The sequence below is a fragment of the Bradyrhizobium centrolobii genome, from assembly GCF_001641635.1.
Taxonomy (GTDB): domain Bacteria; phylum Pseudomonadota; class Alphaproteobacteria; order Rhizobiales; family Xanthobacteraceae; genus Bradyrhizobium; species Bradyrhizobium centrolobii.
The window spans coordinates 16,780-37,885 of the sequence record NZ_LUUB01000034.1; the positions used below are offsets into that span (position 1 = coordinate 16,780).

General features: G+C 57.8%; 9 protein-coding genes. 2 read left to right on the plus strand and 7 right to left on the minus strand.

Features of this window, described 5'->3' with window-relative positions; genetic code table 11:
- Positions 1-56 precede the first annotated feature (56 nt).
- The 7 genes from AYJ54_RS06990 to AYJ54_RS07020 form a co-directional block, all read right to left on the minus strand.
- Positions 57-3,962, minus strand: coding sequence for a condensation domain-containing protein (locus AYJ54_RS06990; protein WP_082905521.1), 3,906 nt, complete (start codon positions 3,960-3,962; stop codon positions 57-59).
- 7 nt (positions 3,963-3,969) lie between these two features.
- Positions 3,970-12,090: a hybrid non-ribosomal peptide synthetase/type I polyketide synthase gene (locus tag AYJ54_RS06995; protein WP_063697747.1), complete on the minus strand. Its 8,121-nt coding sequence runs from the start codon at positions 12,088-12,090 to the stop codon at positions 3,970-3,972.
- Positions 12,087-14,033, minus strand: a complete 1,947-nt coding sequence (locus AYJ54_RS07000; RefSeq protein ID WP_063697750.1) for an amino acid adenylation domain-containing protein — start codon at positions 14,031-14,033, stop codon at positions 12,087-12,089. Before AYJ54_RS07000 ends, AYJ54_RS06995 begins: the two co-directional genes overlap by 4 nt.
- A gap of 225 nt (positions 14,034-14,258) precedes the next feature.
- The gene (locus tag AYJ54_RS53435) at positions 14,259-14,945 is read right to left on the minus strand and encodes a serine O-acetyltransferase (RefSeq protein ID WP_063697753.1); all 687 of its coding nucleotides are present in this window, start codon (positions 14,943-14,945) and stop codon (positions 14,259-14,261) included.
- Positions 14,942-16,198 carry a glycosyltransferase family 4 protein gene (locus tag AYJ54_RS07010; RefSeq protein ID WP_347337207.1) on the minus strand — a complete coding sequence of 419 codons (1,257 nt, stop codon included), beginning with the start codon at positions 16,196-16,198 and terminating at the stop codon, positions 14,942-14,944. The genes AYJ54_RS53435 and AYJ54_RS07010 overlap by 4 nt, the downstream gene beginning before the upstream one ends.
- Before the next feature lie 46 nt (positions 16,199-16,244).
- The gene (locus tag AYJ54_RS07015) at positions 16,245-17,558 is read right to left on the minus strand and encodes a nucleotide sugar dehydrogenase (protein ID WP_063697758.1); all 1,314 of its coding nucleotides are present in this window, start codon (positions 17,556-17,558) and stop codon (positions 16,245-16,247) included.
- 186 nt (positions 17,559-17,744) lie between these two features.
- On the minus strand, positions 17,745-18,845 hold the full coding sequence (locus AYJ54_RS07020; protein WP_082905522.1) for a glycosyltransferase family 4 protein: 1,101 nt from the start codon (positions 18,843-18,845) through the stop codon (positions 17,745-17,747).
- A gap of 269 nt (positions 18,846-19,114) precedes the next feature.
- Here AYJ54_RS07020 and AYJ54_RS07025 point away from each other — a divergent pair, with 269 nt between their 5' ends.
- Both AYJ54_RS07025 and AYJ54_RS07030 read left to right on the plus strand, forming a co-directional pair.
- The gene (locus AYJ54_RS07025) at positions 19,115-20,038 is read left to right on the plus strand and encodes a cupin-like domain-containing protein (protein ID WP_063697761.1); all 924 of its coding nucleotides are present in this window, start codon (positions 19,115-19,117) and stop codon (positions 20,036-20,038) included.
- A 137-nt stretch (positions 20,039-20,175) separates the two neighbouring features.
- Entirely contained in the window at positions 20,176-21,069 is an 894-nt protein-coding gene (locus AYJ54_RS07030; RefSeq protein ID WP_063697763.1) for a polysaccharide deacetylase family protein, read from the plus strand.
- Positions 21,070-21,106 lie beyond the last annotated feature (37 nt).

Genomic DNA, 21,106 nt, shown 5'->3' on the forward strand with positions numbered 1-21,106 from the left:
CCCCTTCGCTGCCCCGCGTCCCGCTCCAGACTACATAGCAACAGCGATCATGATCGTTAGCTAAGGTACTTTCTCAGTTGCTCTGCGACCCTGGAAACGTGCGGTTCGCGCATGAACGACAGGTGATCACCGGGTACATAGTGGACGTCGACGCCTTTTGAGGCGACCAGCTCCCACCCTAGAGATTTATTGAGGCTGTACTCAGGATCACGCTCCTCAACTCTGAAGAGAATAATCCGCGCCGGGAGAGGCATCGCTTCATACGACCGCGCGATTGCCTTGAACATGGTCATATTGTCCCGAAGTTGAACCGGCATCGGACGGTCCGCAATACGCGACAACCTCTGAACGAGCGTCCATAGCCGCAAACGCACGTTCTTTCTTACAAAAAAGAATGCGCTCGAAATGGCCACATCCATCTTATGGTCCACGATCCTGCGATAGTATCGTTTCGCACGATCAATCATTCGAACGCTCCAGAAGCGGCTCCACTCCGCAAACGGAAGGTGTCGATAGTACCCCCAGTTGCTGGTATCCAGCATCACAAGGACAGGCACGGCCTCTCCTTCGGCGATCAGTTGCCTTGCCATCTCAAGTGCAACAACACCGCCGAACGAATATCCGCAGATCCGATATGGACCGTGCGCCTGCACACGGCGTATTTCGCTGTTGTACAGTCTGGCAAGCTCGGCGACTGTCATCACTTTCCGAGCACCATCAAGCTCGGGTGATGCTAGTCCGTACACCGGCTGGTCGTGAGGTAATGCCTTGGCCAGTTCCTCATAAGCGAGTACATGGCCGCCGCCACCATGTACGCAGAAAAGTGGCGTCTTTGTCCCGGATGCACGAAGAGAGATCAACGACGAATGCGGACTATCGTCGCCACCCGTAATCACCGCAGCGATCTGCTCGATGGTCCGATCAACCAGCAGCTTTGACAGATCCAGCTTTACGCCGAATTCCTTTTCTATCTCGGCACTCAACGATGCTGCCAACAGCGAGTGCCCGCCCAACTCGAAGAAGTCGTCGCGGACACCGACCTTCGGCAGATCGAAAAGCCTCTCCCACACGGACACAAGCTTCGCCTCAGCCAGATTGCGGGGTGCTAGAAATTCCTCCGCCCGTGCCGGGATCATCGCAGTCGGGGCAAGCGCCTGCGAAACGAACGGCGGCGTAAGATCGGAAATCTGCTTGTCCGGATTTGTCGCAATTTCCTCAAGGATGGATTGATAGTATGAAAGAATATTGCGTATCGACGTCGGCTCAAACAAACCGCGATCATACTCAACGTTCAACCACACCTCGCCCCCACGCTCGATGATCGCGAGTTGTAGCTCAAACGGATTTCCAACACTGATCGATGGAACCGGCGTAATCACGAGGCCTCCCGCCTCGCGCCGCTGCAGAAATGCCGACTGATAGAGAAAGTAGAACTGAAACAGCGGATTTCTGCCCCGGATCGACCGCATTTTGAGCTGCGCCATGATGCTCTCGAACGGAAACACCGCGTGGTCGAGCGCATCCATCGTCATCCGGCTGGCGTGCCTAAGAACGTCGCTCAACCTCGGCTGCCCGGCCAGGCTGAGCCGGATTGCAATTGGTCCAGAGAATGGTCCGATCACAGGCTCTGTCTGCGAGCTTCGATTTGCGCTTGGAGATCCGATCGTCAAGTCCTGCTGATCGGTGTAACGTTCCAACAATACGGCGAAAGCCGCCAAAGTCAGCATGTACATCGTGACATTCGCTGACCGGCTCCGCTCCCTGAGTCGCTCGATCAAATCTCCTGACAAGCGTAGTCTCTCGATCGCACCACGCACCTGCTGGCGCTGGCCCGGTGCATGGTCAGTCGGAAACTCCAGTACGGGAAGCGGCCCCGCGAGCGACTTCATCCAATAGGCCAGATGCTGGCTAGCCTCGTCGGACTTGAGCCATTCGGCCTGCCAGACTGCAAAATCGGCGTACTGAATGGGTAGCGACGCAAGGGCGGGAGATTGGTCTGCCACAAACCCATCATACCTCGCCCAGAGCTCTCGCTGCAGGATGCTTTGGGACCACCCATCAGAGATGATATGGTGCACGGTAACGACGAGAACATGGTCCTCAAGGCCGAGACGGAGCAGCCGACACCTTGTGAGAGGTCCACGTTCGAGATCAAACAGCTCTTGCGCCTCTTCGCGCAGCAGAGCATCCAGATCAAAACCAGCTTGCTGCGACGCCTCGCACAAGTCGGAGAAATGGAGCTCGCAATTTGCACGGCTCGATATAATCTGCTTGAGCTCGCCATCGAGCTCTCTGAAGGTCGTGCGAAGACTTTCGTGCCGCTCTACGAGAGCGGTCAGACTTTTTTGGAGAAGCTCGACCGAGAGAGGGCCTGCAATGCGAACCGAAGCCGGCATGTTGAAGGCGGCACTATCCGGCCTGAGGCGCGAAAGGTGCCAAAATCGAAGCTGACTAACGCTGGCCGGGAATTCGCAACCGTCATCCGGCACCGGTACGCTCGTGGGCGGCGGCTCGGATGCACTCGTCGCGTCGCTCGCAACGGGCGAGGATACGTCCTGGGGGGCGGAACCGATCGACGGCAGTCCCGATAGTTTCACGTCGGGGTCCGCAACGATCGCTTGAAGGATACGGTCGAAACCTTCGATCAGCAAATCGCCTGTCGCTGCGGTGTAAAGATCTGTGTTGTACTCGAGCGACAACCGCCAACCTTCTGCCCGCTCGACCAGGAAAAAGTTGAGATCGTAGAGCGCTCCCGGTGATTTTGACGGAATCGGCGAGACCCGAACGTCCGGAAAATCAAACTCGGAGTTCACGGCTCCGCCGAACGCTCGCTGACAGACGAAATTTACGGAACAGAACTGCCCGTCTCGTGGCTTGTCATCATCAGCCAACGCCTCGATTACGCTCTCAAACGGGACGACCTGATGGGCAAGCGCGTCCCAGACATCGTCACGGACGCGGGCTGCCAACTGGGTTAAGCTCGGATCACCAGACAAATCGACCCGAACTGCAACTTGGTTGACAAATAGCCCAACCAGACTCTCGAGCTCAGGTTGACTCCGGCTCGCGAGCGGCGTCCACATCGCGATGTCAGTCGAGCCGGTACACCGATGCAGCATCGCAAGACAAGCTGCGAACGTCGTACTGAACATCGTGCCGCCGTACTGTTCGCTGAACGACTTCAACGCGTTTGTCGCACTTTTCGGCAACAGACGTGAAATTATCGCGCCATTCGTCGTGCGCTGGCCATGCTCCTGCAGATCCGGGGACAATCTGAATGGTCGGTAGCCCCGAAACTTACGCGTCCAGTAGCTGAGTTCCTTCTCGCGCGCTTCCTCGGCTCGCTCGGCGCTCCAGACGATATAATCCGGAAATTGAATCGGAAGCGGAAGTAGATCCGGCGTCCTCTCCGCGGAGATAGCCGTGTAAAGCCTCTGCAATTCGCGCATGACGACACCGATCGACCATCCATCACAGATGATGTGATGGAGCGTCAGCATCAGAACGTATTGAAACTGATCGATTCGAAGCAGGGCGACACGGATCAGCGGCCCCTTTTCGAGATTGAAGAGTCGCGTGGCCTCGGCCGCGCTCATTCGCTCTATCTCAGCCTCTCGTTGTGAGCTGGGAAGATTCCGAAGGTCGGTTACCGGAATCAGCAAGCTCAGCGACGGCGCAATCAGCTGGTGGACGTCTCCATCAGTGAAAGCGAACGTGGCTCGAAGCACTTCGTGCCGTGCGACAATCTCGTTGAAGCAACGCTGCAGAGCAGAGGGGTCGAGAGGTCCCTGGAGACTCCAGCGGAATGACGCGTTATATGCTGGGTTTCCCGGTCGTTCCTCATTGTCGAGCCAGATGCGCCTCTGCGCGGGAGAAAGCGGAAACGCAAGTACATCGTCATCGGGTCTCGCAGGCGCACCCGGAGTACCAAGACCTCCTTGCATGGGACTCAAAACAGCCATCTTGTTCTCAGTCGTGAGCCTTCCTGCCGCGAGACACCTCGCGTCTCACACGGTACATGTTCCGCTCCACCGGGGTGATCACCTGGGATTGCGCAATGGGCTGATTTTGACCGAGTTCGGCCAGTACACCGCCGATCGTGCGCTGCTGAAGCACCAGCTTTGGTGTAATCGGCAGGCCTGCCTTGGCCGCGCGTGACGTAATCTGGAATACATGAAGCGAGTCGGCACCCAGCTCGAACAGGTTATCCATGATACCGATTCTCTCGAGCTTCAATATTTCGCAGACAATCTTGGCCAAGCTCTGCTCTTGCGAGGTCGCCGGCGCAACATATTCGCGGGATTGAATTGCGGAGCCAAGATCCGGTTCAGGCAGCCTCTTCTGATCCACCTTGCCGTTTATCGTTAGAGGCACGGCATCGATGGCGACGCAGGCGTGCGGGATCATGTGCGCCGGCAGCTTGTTCTGAAGATGCTGCCGCAAGTCAGCAGGAGTGACTGGGCTGCCTTCCTTGGCCACGTAGTAGGCAATGAGCTTGGGATTTCCGCCGTCATCCTTGCGCACGACAGCCGCGGCCTGCTGCACTGCGGGGTGTTCGACCAGGGCCGCCTCTATCTCACCCGGCTCGATCCGGAAGCCTCGTATCTTGAGCTGGGCATCGGCCCTGCCGAGGTACTCGACGTCGCCTGTCGAGAGGACACGGGCAAGGTCTCCCGATCTATACATCCGAGCGTTGGCAGTTGCGGCGAAGGGATCGGGAACGAACCGCTCTGCGCTCAGTTCAGGCCGATTCAGATACCCGCCCGCAACACCGGCCCCTCCGACATAGATCTCGCCAGTCACACCGGGCGGCACCGGGCGCCGCTTCGCGTCCAGCACGTAGAGGCGCAGGTCCGGGATCGGCGTTCCGATCAAGCTGCGGGCTTCCGATGAAATATCGTCCGCGGCCAACGGCCGGTAGGTGACGTGTACCGTCGTCTCCGTGATGCCGTACATGTTGACCAGCTGCGGACTGCGATCTCCGTGGCGTTTGACCCAGGGCCGCAAGCTGGCAAAATTCAGCGCTTCTCCACCAAAGATCACATATCTGAGGGATAATGGCTTGATAAGGCCCGCCTCTTCGACCTGGATCAGCTGATAGAATGCAGCCGGCGTCTGATTGAGAACCGTTACTCGCTCGTCTGCCAACAGATGGTAGAAATCCTGAGGAGAACGAGTGACCAGGTACGGCACGATGACGAGACGTCCGCCAGTCAGCAGACACCCCCAAATCTCCCAGACCGAGAAATCGAACGACGAGGAATGGAACAACGTCCACACATCGGTTTCATCGAAATTAAACCAATCACTTGTCGACTCGAGCAGTCTCGTCACGTTGTGATGGCTGACGAGAACACCCTTCGGCTTTCCGGTGGACCCGGAGGTATAGATCACGTAGGCGGGAGCATCTGGCCCGCAGAGGGAGGGCAAATTCTCCGGGTCTTCCCGGCTAATACTTGGCCGGTCCTTGTCAACGCAAATGACCTTTGCCGCGCCCTTTGGAAGTCCGTCCGCGAGCGCTTCCTGAGTGAGCAGAACGGTGGGCTTGGCGTCCTCAACAAGCATAGTCAGGCGTTCGAGCGGATAAGAGGAGTCGAGAGGCACATAGGCGGCCCCAGCCTTCAGGGTCGCCAACATCGCCACGACCATGTCGAGCGAACGCTCAAAACTCGTCGCCACCATCGATGACGGCCGCACCCCCGATCGCTGCAGATACCGCGCCAGCTGATTTGCCCGCACGTTGAGTTCGCGGTACGTGAGGCGGCTCTCGCCGATCTGAACCGCTACCCTGTCAGGCGGCTGAGCTGCGCGCTGCTCGAACATCTCGACGATTGATTGCGTGGAAGGCGCTTCGATTGGATTCGGATTTAGCTTGGCGAGGACCGACGAAATCTGCTCCTTGGTCATCAGCGCCAGGTCATCGAGCACCTTCTCCGAGCCGGAGACCGCGTCGAGCAAAAGCGCTTCGTAGTATCGCATCCACAGCGATATCGTTTCCTCGTCGAAGAGATCCGAATTGTAGTCGCAATCGATTACCAGACCTCGATCGGACTCGATCACATTGAAGAAGAGATCGAGGATGACCGAAGCCTTGGGATTCGGCTCGACCATCGTCTCGAGTCCCGCGAAGCGAGCGCCTGCTCCAAGACGCTCGAGATTGAATTGAACCTCCATGAGCGGCATCCGCGCCGGATCGCGGGGGACGCCAAGCTTTCGTACAAGCGTTCCGTACGTATAGGCTTGATGGTCATACGCATCGAGCAATACCCGCTTGGTATCCCTCAAGGCCACTGTAAACGAGGCGTTCGGATCGATTTGAGTTCGCAGAGGCAGGAAATTGACGCAATGCCCGACGAGATTGCCATCGTCGACCAGGCTCTGCCCCGCCGCCGGAATGCCAACGACGATGTCATTCTGGTTGCTGAGCCGATGAAGGAGCACGTAAAACCCCGTAAGTAGCGTCGCAAAGAGAGTGCAGCCGCTCTTCGCGCCCAGCTGCTTTATCTTGCGATAAGATTCGGCATCAATGTACGACCGCACCGTCGCGCCTGCATGCGTCTTCACCGAAGTTCTCGGGCGATCAGTCGGCAGAGCCAGCTGTTCAGGCAAGTCCCGGAACTGGCCCAGCCAATATGCCTCGACGTCGGCATTCTTGCCGGAGTTCTGGAGTTCGAACTGAGCGCGCGCATACTGGCTGAAGCGGGCTGGTGCCGAAAGATCCGGCGTCCTTCTCTCGACCTTCGCGGAATAGAGCGTCGCCAGCTCATCGACAAGCACGTTAGTCGACCATCCATCACAAACGAGATGGTGCGATGTGACCGTCAATTGATGATAATCTGGCTCGAAACGTACAACTTCCGCGCGGATGAGCGGGCCGTTGACGAGGTCGAATGGAACTCGCGCATCCGCGGCCAGAACGCGCTCGTACTCCGCCTCGCGCGCGGATGGCTCGAAACCTGTCAGATCGCGAATCGGGATGTCGAGCCGAAGCTCCGGCCTGACATGCATGAAGTGACCATCTGCGTCGACGCTAGCACGAAGGGCTTCGTGTCGTGCGATCAGTTCGTTCACTGCTTCGCGCAACGACTCCATTCGCAACTCGCCCCTCAGGCTAATGCTGAACGACTCGTTGAAGGCGCAGGATGCGTCGCTCCCCAGAACGGTCGCAAGAAAGATCTCACGCTGCGCTTCCGTCAGTTGGATCGGCTCTTGCTCTTTCGACTCCAGATTGCCCGATTTTGCCGGAGCTACGTCGGGCAGTGCCAGACCTGTCGTGTCGGAGAAGAAGCCGCCCTGCCGCATCTCGATGGCGCTGTCTCTAAACGCGCGCACGATGCTTTCCAAATCCGAGTCGCTATGCGATGTCGTCAGAAAGCACGGGAAACCCTCGCGGATATGGATACCCTTGTCGCGAAGATAGAAGTAGTAAAGGCTCGAAAGCCGCTCCGAGGCCTGGAAATTAAAGTAGAAGAAGCTACCAAAGGTCTCTATGTGGGTCGGCACCTTTTCCGACCGCAGCACTTCGTTGAGCCGCTGGACGAGCTCTGCGGTCCGCTTGTTCAGCCGCTCTTGGAGAGCGGGACCTTGATCCTTGAAATGCAGCAACACGGCGTGCATTGCCGCAAGGACGAGCGGATGACGCACGAACGTGCCTGCAAAGAACGTGACGCCAACTTCGGGATAGGAATCGTCTCCGAACTGCCACGCGCCGCCGTCGAGGGCATCCATGAACCGGCGGGTGCCGGCAAGAACACCCACAGGCATGCCACCCGCTATGACTTTCCCATAAGTTGCGAGGTCCGCGCGGATGCCGAATAGCGCTTGGCAACCGCCGGGATGAACCCGGAATCCAGTAACGACCTCATCGAAGATCAACGCCGTACCGGAAGCCGCCGTAATCTTCCGGATTTCCCTCAGGAAGTTGAGGGGCTGCAGCGCAGGATGACGGCTTTGAACGGGTTCGACGAGAACCGCGGCAAGATTGTCCGCATTTTTGCTGATCCATTCGAGGGATTCCTCCGTGCCGTAGTCCAGCACGACTATGTTCGACGTGCTTTGTCGCGGAATGCCGGGGGCGATCGGGAGGGCAACCGGTTCACCGGCTTTATCCTTGAGGCCCTTCAAGAGCACTTCGTCGAACAAGCCATGATAGTCGCCATTGAACATGACAACTTTGCTCCGGCCGGTGACGGTCCGCGCTACGCGAAGAGCCGCAAGGACCGCTTCCGAACCTGTGTTGCAGAACGCCATGCGTTCGTCGCCGGTCATGTCGCAAAACATCTTCGCAACTTCGCCGGCCAGCGCACTTTGCGGGCCTGTCTCGAACCCTGCATGAAGCTGCGTTTCGATAGCCCTTTCGACGAAGTCGGGTCGGTGGCCGAGCATGATTGGACCGAAGCCGTTCACAAGGTCGATGTACTCGTTGCCGTCGATATCCCAGATGCGCGATCCCTTGGAGCGGTCCGTGACGATCGGATAGACCATCTCCTTCCACTGGTCGCGAAAGCCCGAGACGACGCGGGGATCAGCGAGCACGCTGCGGTATTGCTGGGTAAGGCTTTTGGACTTGGCGGTCCGCCGAGTGACGCGATCGATGAGCCGCTTGAGGTGGGCCTCCTGCTGATCCGTCAGATCCTGCGATACTCCGACCTGCGGCGGCTTGTACGGACCGTGGGACCTGACGGCGTCCGACGAAGCGACCTTGGGAGAGGCGCCTGCCGGCTCCGCCGGTCGGGGTGGCTGTGGTGGAACAATCGAGGGCCTTACAACTGGAGAGACGGCTGGCTCGGGGACCCTGGCCTGCATCGTCTCGAGCTGCTTTGCGAACAGCTGGTTCATCGCCTGCATTTGCTCTCGCATGAGGTGTGCCAGCGCGTCTTCGGCGACGGGAGCCGGCCCGCCCGGCGCTGCGGACGCCACTCGTACGGCTTGAGTGGCGACGGAAGGCGCCACCACCGCGGTTGCGGAGGCCGACTCGCCGGCACGCGCCGGCGCGTTTGCAGGTTCAGCAAACATATTAGGCGGCAGCTTGCCTTCGACATATTCGGCCAGCGCCGCGAGGCTAGACAGGTCGTTGAGCAACTGTCGGAACGTGATCTTGATCCCGAACTTCTCCTGCAAGGCCTGTGCGACCTGTGTGAGAAACAGGGAGTCGAAGCCAAGTTCCAGCAATGTGGTCGAGCCTTCGGTCGAGGCAACATCTACCCCGGACAAGTCGTGCAACAACTCGGCGAGAGCCGCCTGAATCTTGGCTGTCCGAGTTGCTTGCGAGATCAAAGCCGATTGGGACTCAATGTTCGGCGCCATGTTTGCGGCTTCCGCTTCCTGTCTGGACTGTGAATTCACTGTAGTTTGCGACGGCGTCGCCGCAGCTGCGGAGGCGATCGGGACCGCCTTGTCATTCGCTTCCGGAACGGTTTCGAGCCAGTAGCGCTTGCGTTCGAATGGATAAGTCGGCAATGGAATGCGCCGGCGGTGCTCGCCATTGTGCAGGCTCTTCCAATCCGGACGAACTCCGCCAAGCCACAGAGCGCCCACGGCGTTCAGAAGTGCTTCAACGTCACGTTCGCCAGAGAAGCCGTCCGAGAGCGATGACACGATTATCTGGTCACCCGAAAAGCCGTTGTGCTGTCGCGCGAGTGTCGCCAGCACGTTGCCTGGACCAACTTCCAAGAGAATGGCTTGGGGATCCGTTCGTATCGCCTGGACTGCCGATGAGAACCGCACCGGTTCTCGCGCATGTCGCGCCCAATAAAGTGGATTGGTTGCGTCATCGTCGGTGATCCAGTCGCCGGTGACACCCGAAACATACGGAATCTTGGGTGAGCTGAGTTTGGTCTTGGCGAACGCCTCAGCCAACGGATCAATGAGGGGCTCCATCATCGCCGAATGGAACGCGTGCGACGTTACCAATCGTCGGCAGATGACCTTCTGATCGTTTAACTCGCGCTCGAGGTCGGCAAGTGCGTCGAGCGGCCCCGCTACCACACAAAGCGAGGGAGAATTGATTGCAGCGAGGGAGAGTGGTTCGCGCAGAACGCCGCGGAGACTCGCTTCCGGGAGCCGGACCGAGAGCATACCGCCAGCGGGCAGCTGCTGCATCATTCGTCCCCGCAAAGCAACCAGCTTCAGCGCATCCTCCAGGGACAGCACGTCCGCGAGGCATGCGGCGACGAATTCCCCAATGCTGTGGCCGACCATTGCCTTTGGGCGAATATTCCAACTCATCCAGAGCTGTGCCAGGGCATACTCGATCGTGAAGATGGCCGGTTGCGCGACGATCGTTTCGGTTACAGCGCGCTTTGCCTCCTCACTCGCTCCTGCCGAGGGATACAGGAGAGCCCGAAGATCGGTGCCAAGGTGCGGACGCAGGATCTCGGCGCAGCGGTCAACGGCGGCGCGAAATACTGGCTCGGCTGCATAGATCTCACGCGCCATATCCACATGTTGTGACCCCTGCCCCGGAAACATGAAATGGACTTCGGGAGCATCGTTCGGCTTCGAGCGCGTCTGCACTCGCTCGCGTTTCGACAGCATGCGAACGGCTTCATCGAGCTCGCCGGCCACTACGGTCCGGCGGCAATGAAACTCGCGCCGACCCTCCTGCAGCGTCCAGGCAACATCCGACATGTTTAGCTCGGGATGCGAGCGCAAATGTTCTGCCAGGTTGTCGGTCGCTTGTTCCAGGGCCGCCGCCGAGCGCGCGGACAGCACGAGCAAATGCTTGGACTTGGTCGAGGGAGTCTTTGGGCGCTCCGGTGCTTGCTCAAGCACGAGATGCGCGTTGGTTCCGCCGACGCCGAAGGCGCTCACCCCCGCGCGACGGGGACCGTCATCGTTCTTCCATTCCGAACGCGTGGTGATGACCCGGAATGGACTACTCTCCAGATCGAACTTGGGATTTGGGCTCTTGAAATGCAGCGTCGGCGGGAACACGCCGTGCTCCACAATGTGGGAAGCATTGATCAATCCAGTTACGCCGGCCGCAATATCGAGATGCCCGACGTTTGTCTTGGCTGTTCCAATCGTGCAGAATTGCCTCCGTCCGGTGGAGGTGCGAAAAGCCTTAGTCAATCCCGTGAGCTCTATCGGATCGCCCATGGGCGTCCCGGTTCCGTGAGCCTCGATGTAGCCGATCGTGTCCGGATCGATCCCGGCAGCCTGGTGCGCCATTAGAATGACGTTCGCCTGCCCCTCGACGCTAGGCGCAGCGTAGCCGACTTTAGCCGATCCATCGTTGTTGACGGCGAAGCCACGAATGACGGAGTGGATTTGATCGCCGTCGCGAAGTGCATCGTCGAGGCGCTTCAGCACCACGACACCAACGCCACTGCCAAAGACCGTTCCCTGCGCAGCCGCATCGAACGCCCGACAGTGCCCGTCAGGCGAGACCATTCCCCCTTCCTGGTATGGATACCCGCGCTTCTGTGGGAGTGTAATCGAGACGCCGCCCGCCAAAGCCATATCGGTCTGATAGGTCAATAACGACTGGCACGCCTGCGTGACCGACAACAGCGACGTCGAACAGGCCGACAGCATTGTGAAGCTCGGTCCGCGCAGGTTCAACTTGTACGAAACGCGGGTGGACAGGAAGTCCAGGCTGTTTCCCATCATCTCGACGTAGTTGGACACCTGGTAACCCGAGGTGAACTTCTCGATGAAACCGGGCGTCGCGCAAAGGCGCGAGAGAAAGTATGACGAGAGACTAGACCCCGCATACACGCCGATCAGGCCAGGATACGAATCCGGCACATAGCCTGCATTTTCGAGCGATTCCCAGCAGCATTCGAGAAACAACCGCTGCTGTGGATCCATCAATTCGGCCTCGCGCGGATAGATTCCGAAAAAGTCCGCGTCGAAGAGTTCGATGTCGTCGATGATCGACCGCGCGTGCACATGACGAACACCGGCCGCGGGGGCGCCCTCGCAGGCGCCCTCCAGAGACTCTGCGCCGAAATGAGAGATCGATTCAATCCCGTTAAGCTGATTGCGCCAGAACTCCGCGACGCTGCGCGCGCCCGGAAAGCGCCCCGCCATGCCGATGATCGCCACGCCTTCCGCAACTGCGCTCTCGGCCTCCTGGTCGCTCACGATGCATCTCTCCCGTGGAATTCCCTCCTCCGACCAAATGCTGCGCGCTGCCTTTGTGCTCTCTCTTGCGCGTCTGCGCGTGACGCCTTCGTCGCGGTACTCGTGCTCAGGTGGCGTGCGAGCCCCCGTATCGTGGTGAACTCGAACAAATCCGTAATAGGGATATCGAGCTTCAACTCCCTCTGGACGCGACCATGAACATTGGCGAGCAGCAGAGAATCGCCGCCGACGTCAAAGAAATTGTCGTCAAGACCAACGGCTCCTGTAGCCAGAACCTCACGCCAGATTTCCCCGATCTCTCTTTCCAGGGGCATCGATGCGCGCTCGGGCCCGGCGTGGACCACTTCCCGGGGGGCGGGCAGAGCGGCACGGTCGACTTTGCCGTTGATCGTCAGCGGAAACGTCTCGAGTTGCTCATAAGCATATGGCACCATGTGCTCGGGAAGCCGCGCTTTGAGAAAATCTCGCAGGCCCTGCGCTGTCGGGGAAGCAGACGGCTTACCGACGATATAGGCTACCAGCTTTGGTTCTCCCGGACCGTCTCTGCGCGCCAGAACGACGGCTTGCGCTACGGAGGGGTGATCTGCGAGTGTTGCTTCGATCTCGCCAAGTTCGATGCGGTAGCCGCGGATCTTTACCTGAAGATCACCGCGTCCGAGATATTCGAGATCGCCACTCTCAGTAGCTCGCGCCAAATCACCCGATTTGTACATCAGCATCGAAGGCCCTTCGGCGAACGGATCTCGAACAAAGCGTTCCGCCGTAAGTTCGGGACGATTCAAGTATCCGCGCGCAACTCCTGCACCGCCTACAAATATCTCTCCGACATCGCCGGCGGCGACGGGCCGCAATTCGGAGTCGAGCAAGTAGATGCGCAGATCGGGAATAGGCACGCCAATGAGGCTTCTCGTCTCGTTTCGAGAATCCCCTGCGGTCACGGGCCTGTAGGTAACGTGAACCGTCGTCTCCGTAATCCCATACATGTTGATCAGTTGCGGCGTCTGATCGCCATGACGCTCAAACCACGGACGGAGATTTGCGAAATTGAGCGCTTCACCACCGAAAATGACGTAGCGAAGCTTCAATTCCTCAACGACACCGGCCTCCTCGAGCTGGACCAGTTGATAAAATGCCGCCGGTGTCTGGTTAAGTACTGTGATCCGATCCTCGGCCAGAAGCTTGTAGAAATCGCTCGGCGAGCGCGTGACCCAGTGGGGTACGCAAACGAGCCGACCGCCGCTCAGGAGGCACCCCCAGATCTCCCAAACGGAGAAATCGAATGCCGAAGAGTGGAACAGAGTCCAAGCATCGCTCGGACCGAAATTGAACCAATGTGCCGTCGAAGTAAAAAGGCGAGCCGCGTTCCGATGGGTCACCATTACGCCCTTCGGCCTGCCGGTGGATCCCGAAGTGTAGATCACATAGGCGAGATTGTCGGCCGAAGCGCTTTCATCCAATCCATGCGAGCCCTGCTCGGCAATGGAATGTCGGTCCCTGTCGACGCAGATGACTGATCCGCTCCCTCTCCGTCCCACCCTCTGGGCGAGCGCCTCCTGCGTCAAGATCGCAGACGGGTTTGCATCGTCCAGGATCATCGAGATGCGTTCAACCGGGTATGACGGATCGATTGGGAGATATCCAGCGCCCGCTTTGAGTACAGCAAGCATCGCTATGATTAGGTCGAAAGATCTTTCAAAGCAGACGGCCACCAGGCTATCGGGCCGCAGTTCAAGTTTGCGTAGATGCCGGGCGAGCTGCCTCGAGCGCTGGTCGAGCTCCCGGTACGTCAAGCGTTCGCGCCCGAGCTGGATTGCGACGCCATCCGGCGTACTGGCTGCCTGCCGCTCGAAGGACCGGCTTAACGTTTCGCACGGAAATGGCGCAAAGGCCTGCGATTCCGTTCCTCTGGCTAGCGAATTAACTTCTGCCCACGCCATCTGCATTATCGCCTCTGCCGGCCGCTTCTGGGAATTAAAAATCGGGCGGACGGCACACTTAAAATTGCAATAAATCGAAGTGCAGTATAATCGCTTGAGCCTTCACCGTCAGCTTGTTATGCCGATAATGACCGGCTCGGCGACTTCCTTGGTTAATCAGTAACCGCCCACCTCCTTGATATATTGCGCATCGGTACGACGTGGTCTGCAGACACGCGGAGCATAAAAACCTCACTTGAGGGGTTCGGATCCATGCAAGACCAGGCCGGTCGAGCGCACGCTGCCACCCTCAGCCCGCCTTATTAGGTATTCTTCTCCTGAATTCTCGGTGCTTATCGGCGCTCTATTCATCACATCCGGAAGCACGTCGGTCTTGAGAACTTTTGCAGGATTTCCGGCGACGACGCTGTGTGCTGGGACATCCCTGGTAACGACACTGCCCGCACCGACGATCGCGCCACTTCCGATCTTGACGCCGCCAAGAATGATGGCCTGCGGTCCGATCCAAACATCATCGCCGATAACGGGGTATTCCGTCTGGCGACCGTTCTCTGTGATCCTATCTTTGCGGCCAATGACGACACCGTTGAACAGGGTTACGTTCGAGCCGATGATGGCCTCTCGGTTCACAACAAGCCCCCAACCGTGCACGATCACCAGACCGGGACCGGCGCGAACGACGGATGGCATATCGATCCCTGCCTTCGCCGAAGCGTAGCGATGTAGCGCTCTCGCTATTAGCCTCAAATACGAAGAATGCTCCGCGCCCCATTGGCAGAGCCTCAGCGTCAAGACGGGCCGAAAAGTGCGGTTGAAGACGGCAAGCGCCAATACCGAGCCGATCGATAGCGTCTTGCCTTTAACCCGGTAAGCGTCAGCTTTGACCTTGGTCCAAAACGAGCGCATCGCCTGGCTCATTTCCTGGATGCCAGCGGGCTCAGGAGTCGCCTCACCAGGTTGCCCGTCACGAAATCGGCACTATGCCCTTTCGCAACCACCCCTCTCGACTGCACCTGCGCGGCACGATTGCCTTCGAACAAGGCTTCATACGCGTTAAGGAGCTTTGGGGCCTCATGCGGCCAGGCGAGTTGGTCGATGACCCTGGCCCTGCCGAACTCTCCGAGTTGCTTGCGACGCTGTGCATCGCCCAGCAAGTCAAGAATCTTGGCGGCGAAATCGACCGAATCATTGGCCCTTGCGTAGAGCGAGGCGTCCAGCGCGGTAAACCGGCCTTCGGTAAGGTCAAACTGAACGATCGGCTTGGCAAGCGCCATATATTCCATGATTTTATTCATGGTCGACTTGTCATTCATCGGATTGCATTCGTCCGAATTCACGCAGACGTCCGCCGTGTTAAGTATCTTGAGCAACTCGCCGTCTGAAACCCTGCCCGCGAACGTGACGTAGTCGGCGATTCCCAGTTCGATCGCGAGTGCTTTGAGCCGATCGAGCTCGGGCCCGCCGCCCGCGATGCAGAATTGGATGTCGTGGCGATCGAGATCACGGACGATGTGCCGGACCGCTTCAAGCAAGTAATTGATCCCCTCCTGCGCGCCGATAACTCCGACGTAGCCGACGCAATATGCACGCCCCTTCCGAACGGATGGATCCGGAGGAACGATCTGGAGCCGCTCCAGATTGGGGCCGGAACGCACGACGAAAACGCGAGCGGGATCCATCCTACCACGCTCAATGGCGATCGAGCGGTAGGAGTGATTGGTCGCTATCGAAATGTCGGAAATCGCGAACGTGAGACGTTCGAGGGCCACGACGACTCGATAGAGCAGATTACGTTTGCCGAACTTTGCTTCGAACAACTCCGGGTTGATATCGTGATGGTCGAAGACAAACTTCTTTCCAAAAAGCAATTTGAAGAACCCGCCGACCAGGAAGATTAGATCTGGCGGGTTGCATGCGTGAATGGCGTCGAATCCTCGTTCAAAGAGCACGCGCCAAGCCAGCAGAAATTCCCAGAACAGTGCAACCCCATACTCCACAAAGTAGAAGTAGACACTGCGCGCTTCAACAATAGGATGTCGATAGATGTGAATGCCGTCGATGACTTCGCGGCGAGCAGACGCACCGTGTCCCACTGGGCAGATCACGCTGACTTCGTAGCCGGCCTTGGTCAGAGTTGTGGCTTCGTTCCAGACGCGCCGATCGAACGGCACTGGAAGATTCTCGACGATTATCAGTATCCGTTTTGGCCTCGAGGGATTACCAGCTAATACCATTGTAATTTCCCTTCAATCGAGAATGATCCTTGATGCGGACCAGATCGACCACAAATTGATCCGGCCGCACGCGATCACCGATCGTCCGAAATTCAGCATCCCCATTTCCAACGACGATGATTTCGCCGTGAGAGAGAGCGTCGTCCAAAGACTCGACGAGTAAGGACGACACGTGAGGAATCATACGCAACAGAAAATCCTTGTTCGCGCCTACGAGTTTGGACAGGCTGATATTGCGATCGAAAATTCGAACGTCGTAGCCCTTTCCGATCAGTCGCTCGACTATTTCGAGTACGGGGCTTTCACGGAGATCATCCGTTCCGGCCTTAAAGCTCATGCCGAGAATGCTCACGGGCCGTTTCCCCAACTGCGCGATCATCTCAAAGCCGCGGCTTGTTTGGCGCTCATTGGACGGCAGTACTGACCCCAACAGCGGAAGATCCAGGTCCAGCGATCGGGCCTTGTGAACCAGTGCCCGAACGTCCTTGGGCAAGCACGACCCTCCAAACGAGAAGCCGGGCTTGAGGTAATAGCTGGACAAGTTGAGCTTGGTGTCCTTGCAGAAGACGTCCATGACCTCGTGACTGTCAATGGACAGGCTCTTGCAGAAAACACCGATCTCGTTGGCGAATGCGACTTTCACCGCGTGCCAAACATTGTCGGAGTATTTGATCATCTCGGCGACTTCGATCGACGTCCGGATGAGCGGTGCCTTTATCGCGCCGTATAGCGCTTCAAGCTCACTGGCGGTTCGGTCGTCTTCGACGCCGATCACCGTCTTAGGCGGTGCAAAGAAATCCTCGAGCGCAGTTCCCTCGCGCAGGAATTCGGGATTCGAGCCGACACCGAAATCGACACCGGCCTTCTTCCCGCTTGCCTTCTCTAGCTCCGGGATGATGACATTTCGGATGGTGCCGGGCAGTACGGTAGATCGAACGATGACCGAGTGGCGAGACTGTTTATCGACGAGCGCACTGCCGATCTCTGCACAAACCAGTTTGAGCGCGGAAGTGTCCAGATCGCCGTTTCGTTTGCTCGGCGTTCCGACGCATATGAGCGACAGGTCAGTGGCGAGAACGGCATCCCGCGCATCACGGGTCGCTCTAAGTCGACCTTTGGCGACTGCATCGGAAATCGTTTCGCCAAGCCCCTTCTCAATAACGGGCGCCTTGCCCTGATTTATTAGGGCGACTTTGGCTTCCGCGGGGTCTACTCCAACGACGGAATGACCGAATGAGCTGAAACATCCGGACGTAACGGCTCCAACGTACCCCAACCCAAAAACGCTGACTCTCATGTTTTCAAATCACTGAAAAATAAATACACCGATCGCGCAATTATCTCACCCAAAGTACGCCATGCCACACAATTAATGCAACATGTTTAATACGTGAACCTTTTTAATGGTACGACGACTGAGTTATTACTGCCTTGGACCGCCGGCTCCCCTGACAAACTCGATGTACAGATAGGCAAGGGACCCTTACCCATGCCGGAGAACGACCGAATTTCGCCAGATTTCGATTAATCGGAAGACATAGACCCCGATTTCATACTTCGACGCATGCTCGACCTTGGCCGCCGCACCAAGCGAGTCACGGAACTGCCCATCCACAATCAGCCTGCGAAGGGCGGACGCGAGAGCGTCCACGTTCCCCACCGGCACAAGCAGGCCGTTCGAGCCGTCATTGATGACGTCAGCGACAGCCCCGACTGGCGTGGCAACGACGGCAAGACCGTAGGCAAAAGCCTCCAGAATTGACATCGGGAGGTTTTCGGCAAAGGAGGGAAGGACGAATATGTCGGAACCTCGCAAGACCTCGTTCGTCGCCTGGGAGTCCAGCCAGCCGGGCACTTTCACGCGGTCTCCAATGCCCAGCTGTTCCGCACGGGATTTGGTCTCCTGAATTTGACCATTTCCGGCGATCGTAGCCGTCCAGTCCAGGCCGTCATCCAGCCGCCCCAGCGCTTCAACGAGCTGGGGCGTGCCCTTGCGCTTCCCGAGCTCACCAAGAAACGAAATCCTAACAGGCCCATTCGGCGCCGGTTCGCGCTTGAAATGGGCTGGCGCTGTCGCATTTGGAAGGATGACGACCCTGCTTTCGACTTGAGGTACGTGCGCCCGAACCAATTCCGACCACACGTTTCCAAGTACGATTACAGCCGAGCTTTCCGCGAAGAGCCGATCAACCCACGTACGAACGCGAGGGCTTGCAGCCGGCCAGAATTCCTGAAACCGCGATCCATGAAGGTGGACAACGTAGGGGATCCCCAAGCTCCGCGCAAAGCGCGCCAGGAACGCCTTTCGGATCGCGCTTCCGTCGGCAGCAACATTGATATGCAAGAGATCGACATCGCCTCGTTGTTTGGCGATCCAAAATCGAGCCAAAGCCCAGCCGAAAACGAACGGCGCAAATATCCGCAGACCGGGGCCGCGCGTGACCAGTCTGGAAATCTGGACGCGCGCTGAATGGCTTCCGCTGATCTTCGCTACGATCAAATCTGTTAATCGGTCTATGCCCCCTCTTTGATGCTCCCCAAAAGGGGTCGCAATCAACACCCTGAGCGGCCGAACAAAAACCATTTAAAATACCTCGTTGCGGCGAATAAACTTGCGCCTTTAGCCCGAAACGAAGCAAGGCAAATCCGACAGAGGGCAAACGATCAATTTGGGCAACGGTTAATCAGCCGACGCCCCGCTCGTAAAGATCAAACTATATCGTACGCCGCAGACGGAAAGATAGCCATTAAACTCAATAGAAGAAGTAATTATTTTCTGATACCATTTAACCGCTTTTGCTTTATTAAGGCTGCCATATTTTATGAATGCACAAAAGATGCGGAGTGGTCGTCATGCCCTCGAATCCCACCCCCCTCATTGATCTGGACTGGAACAAATTCAACCCGTGGGCGGTGACGCCGGTCACGCATCGCCTATCGGACGATCCGCGATTTCGCATCGAGAGTTTGGTCGAACTCGCCAAGCGTCTCGATAGCAAGGGGCGGATCAGGGCCCATACCAATGCAGCCGAGGCCGGAACGTCATTTGCCAATGCGCCCGATCTGCATCCGGTAAAGAACAATCTGATCCACACAATGGAGCATATCGAGGCTGCCAAGGCCTGGATGTCCTTGCTCAACGTCCAGACTGACCCCGTCTATCGCGAACTAGTTGACGAGGTGCTGGACAGCATCCGCTCAAATGTCGAACTCAAGGACCCCGGCATGGGATATCGCGGCGGCTGGATCTTCGTTAGTTCGCCGAAGACGGTCACGCCCTTCCATATCGACAAGGAGCACAACTTCATACTGCAGATCAAAGGGCAAAAAACGATCTATGTTTGGGAGCCGGACGATTTGCGAGTCGTCAGCGAGCGGGCTCGCGACCGTTTTCATTCCCGACATGATCGCGGATTGATTGCTTGGCGAGAAGAGTTCCGCGAGTTGGCTCATTGCTTCAAGCTCAGCCCCGGACAGGGAGCCTATATGCCGTCCACCAGTCCACATCTGGTCGAGGTCGAGGACGCCCCCTCCATTACGGTTAGTTTTACCTATTATACTGACAGCACCCGGCGTGACAGCTTGACCCACAAAGTTCGAGGCCGCCTGGCGGAGATCGGCATCAACATCCCGTCTTCGCAAGGCGCGAGCATTCTTGATCGGGCGCTGTATTTGGGCGCGCGTGCCGCTCGCGCGGCGACACGCGCAGCCTACCGTGCCACTGGACGACGGGTCGGCGAGGAGAGTGCGACGTATGCTCGTGCCGAGAACGCGTAAAGTGTGGTTTCAGAAGCCAAGCAAGACAAAGCGCCCGCCCCTTATGGTCTCGCTCGCTCCTCCGAGACTTCTTTATATGGCGAAGCGCTGAGCGGCATGCATGGCGTGCGGCGCCTTATTTCGTTTCCAGGCCCCCCTTGACGGAGCTGGTTGGTGACAGTGCGAGACTGCTCAGTGCGAGACTGCAAGTGATAGGTCTATGGGACGACGCACGCCAAGAATTGGATGTCTGGGCGGCTTCCAAGCTAAAGGCTCGATTCTGGATTCGGGATGACGATGCCTTTGAACCATCGCCAAGCCTAGAGCGCCTTCGCGATGTTTCCGTTCGATTCGATACCAGGATCGGGCTGGCGATTATCCCAGGAAAGATCACTCCAGGCTTACAAGAGTTTCTTGCCGAGAATGTTCATCAATTCTATCCGATGTGCCACGGGTGGAAGCACGTCAACTACAACCTGGGAAAAAAACCAGCAGAGTTTGGACCCGACCGACCGATCTCCAATATGATTGCGGACACAGAATTTGCGCTGCACTCGTTCAAGGAATGCTTTAGCTCGTCGCAGCCGATATTTGTTCCGCCCTTTAATCGCATCACACCTGCGCTAATCAAAACCTTGCCACGCGTCGGATTTGCAGGGGTTTCCCTGATGCCGAGCTATCTCGAGCGCAAACTCTTGCAGCTGAATTCTCGGATGCAGTGGCGCGGAATAGTTAGGATGCCTGAGTTCAAGGATGGCCTTCGGATCGACGTTCACCTGGATGTCATAGACTGGAAAGCAAGGACGGCCCAAAGAACCAATGTCGTCTCTGACCTCCTTGTCCAGCAGTTGCGCGGCAGAAGACTGGGCCTTGTGCAGCCTGATGCTCCCATTGGATTGCTGACACATCATCTGGAGCACGATGAACCGGTCTGGCACGCCCTCGATGGAATGTTGGACTTTCTCAGATCACATGAATCGGTGGAATTCATCGACGTGGGCAGATGGATTGCCGACAATGCCGCAGATCAACCCTGCATCGCCGACAAGTAGGCTCCGATGCAAGAAAGCTCCAGGGGTTTGAACTCTG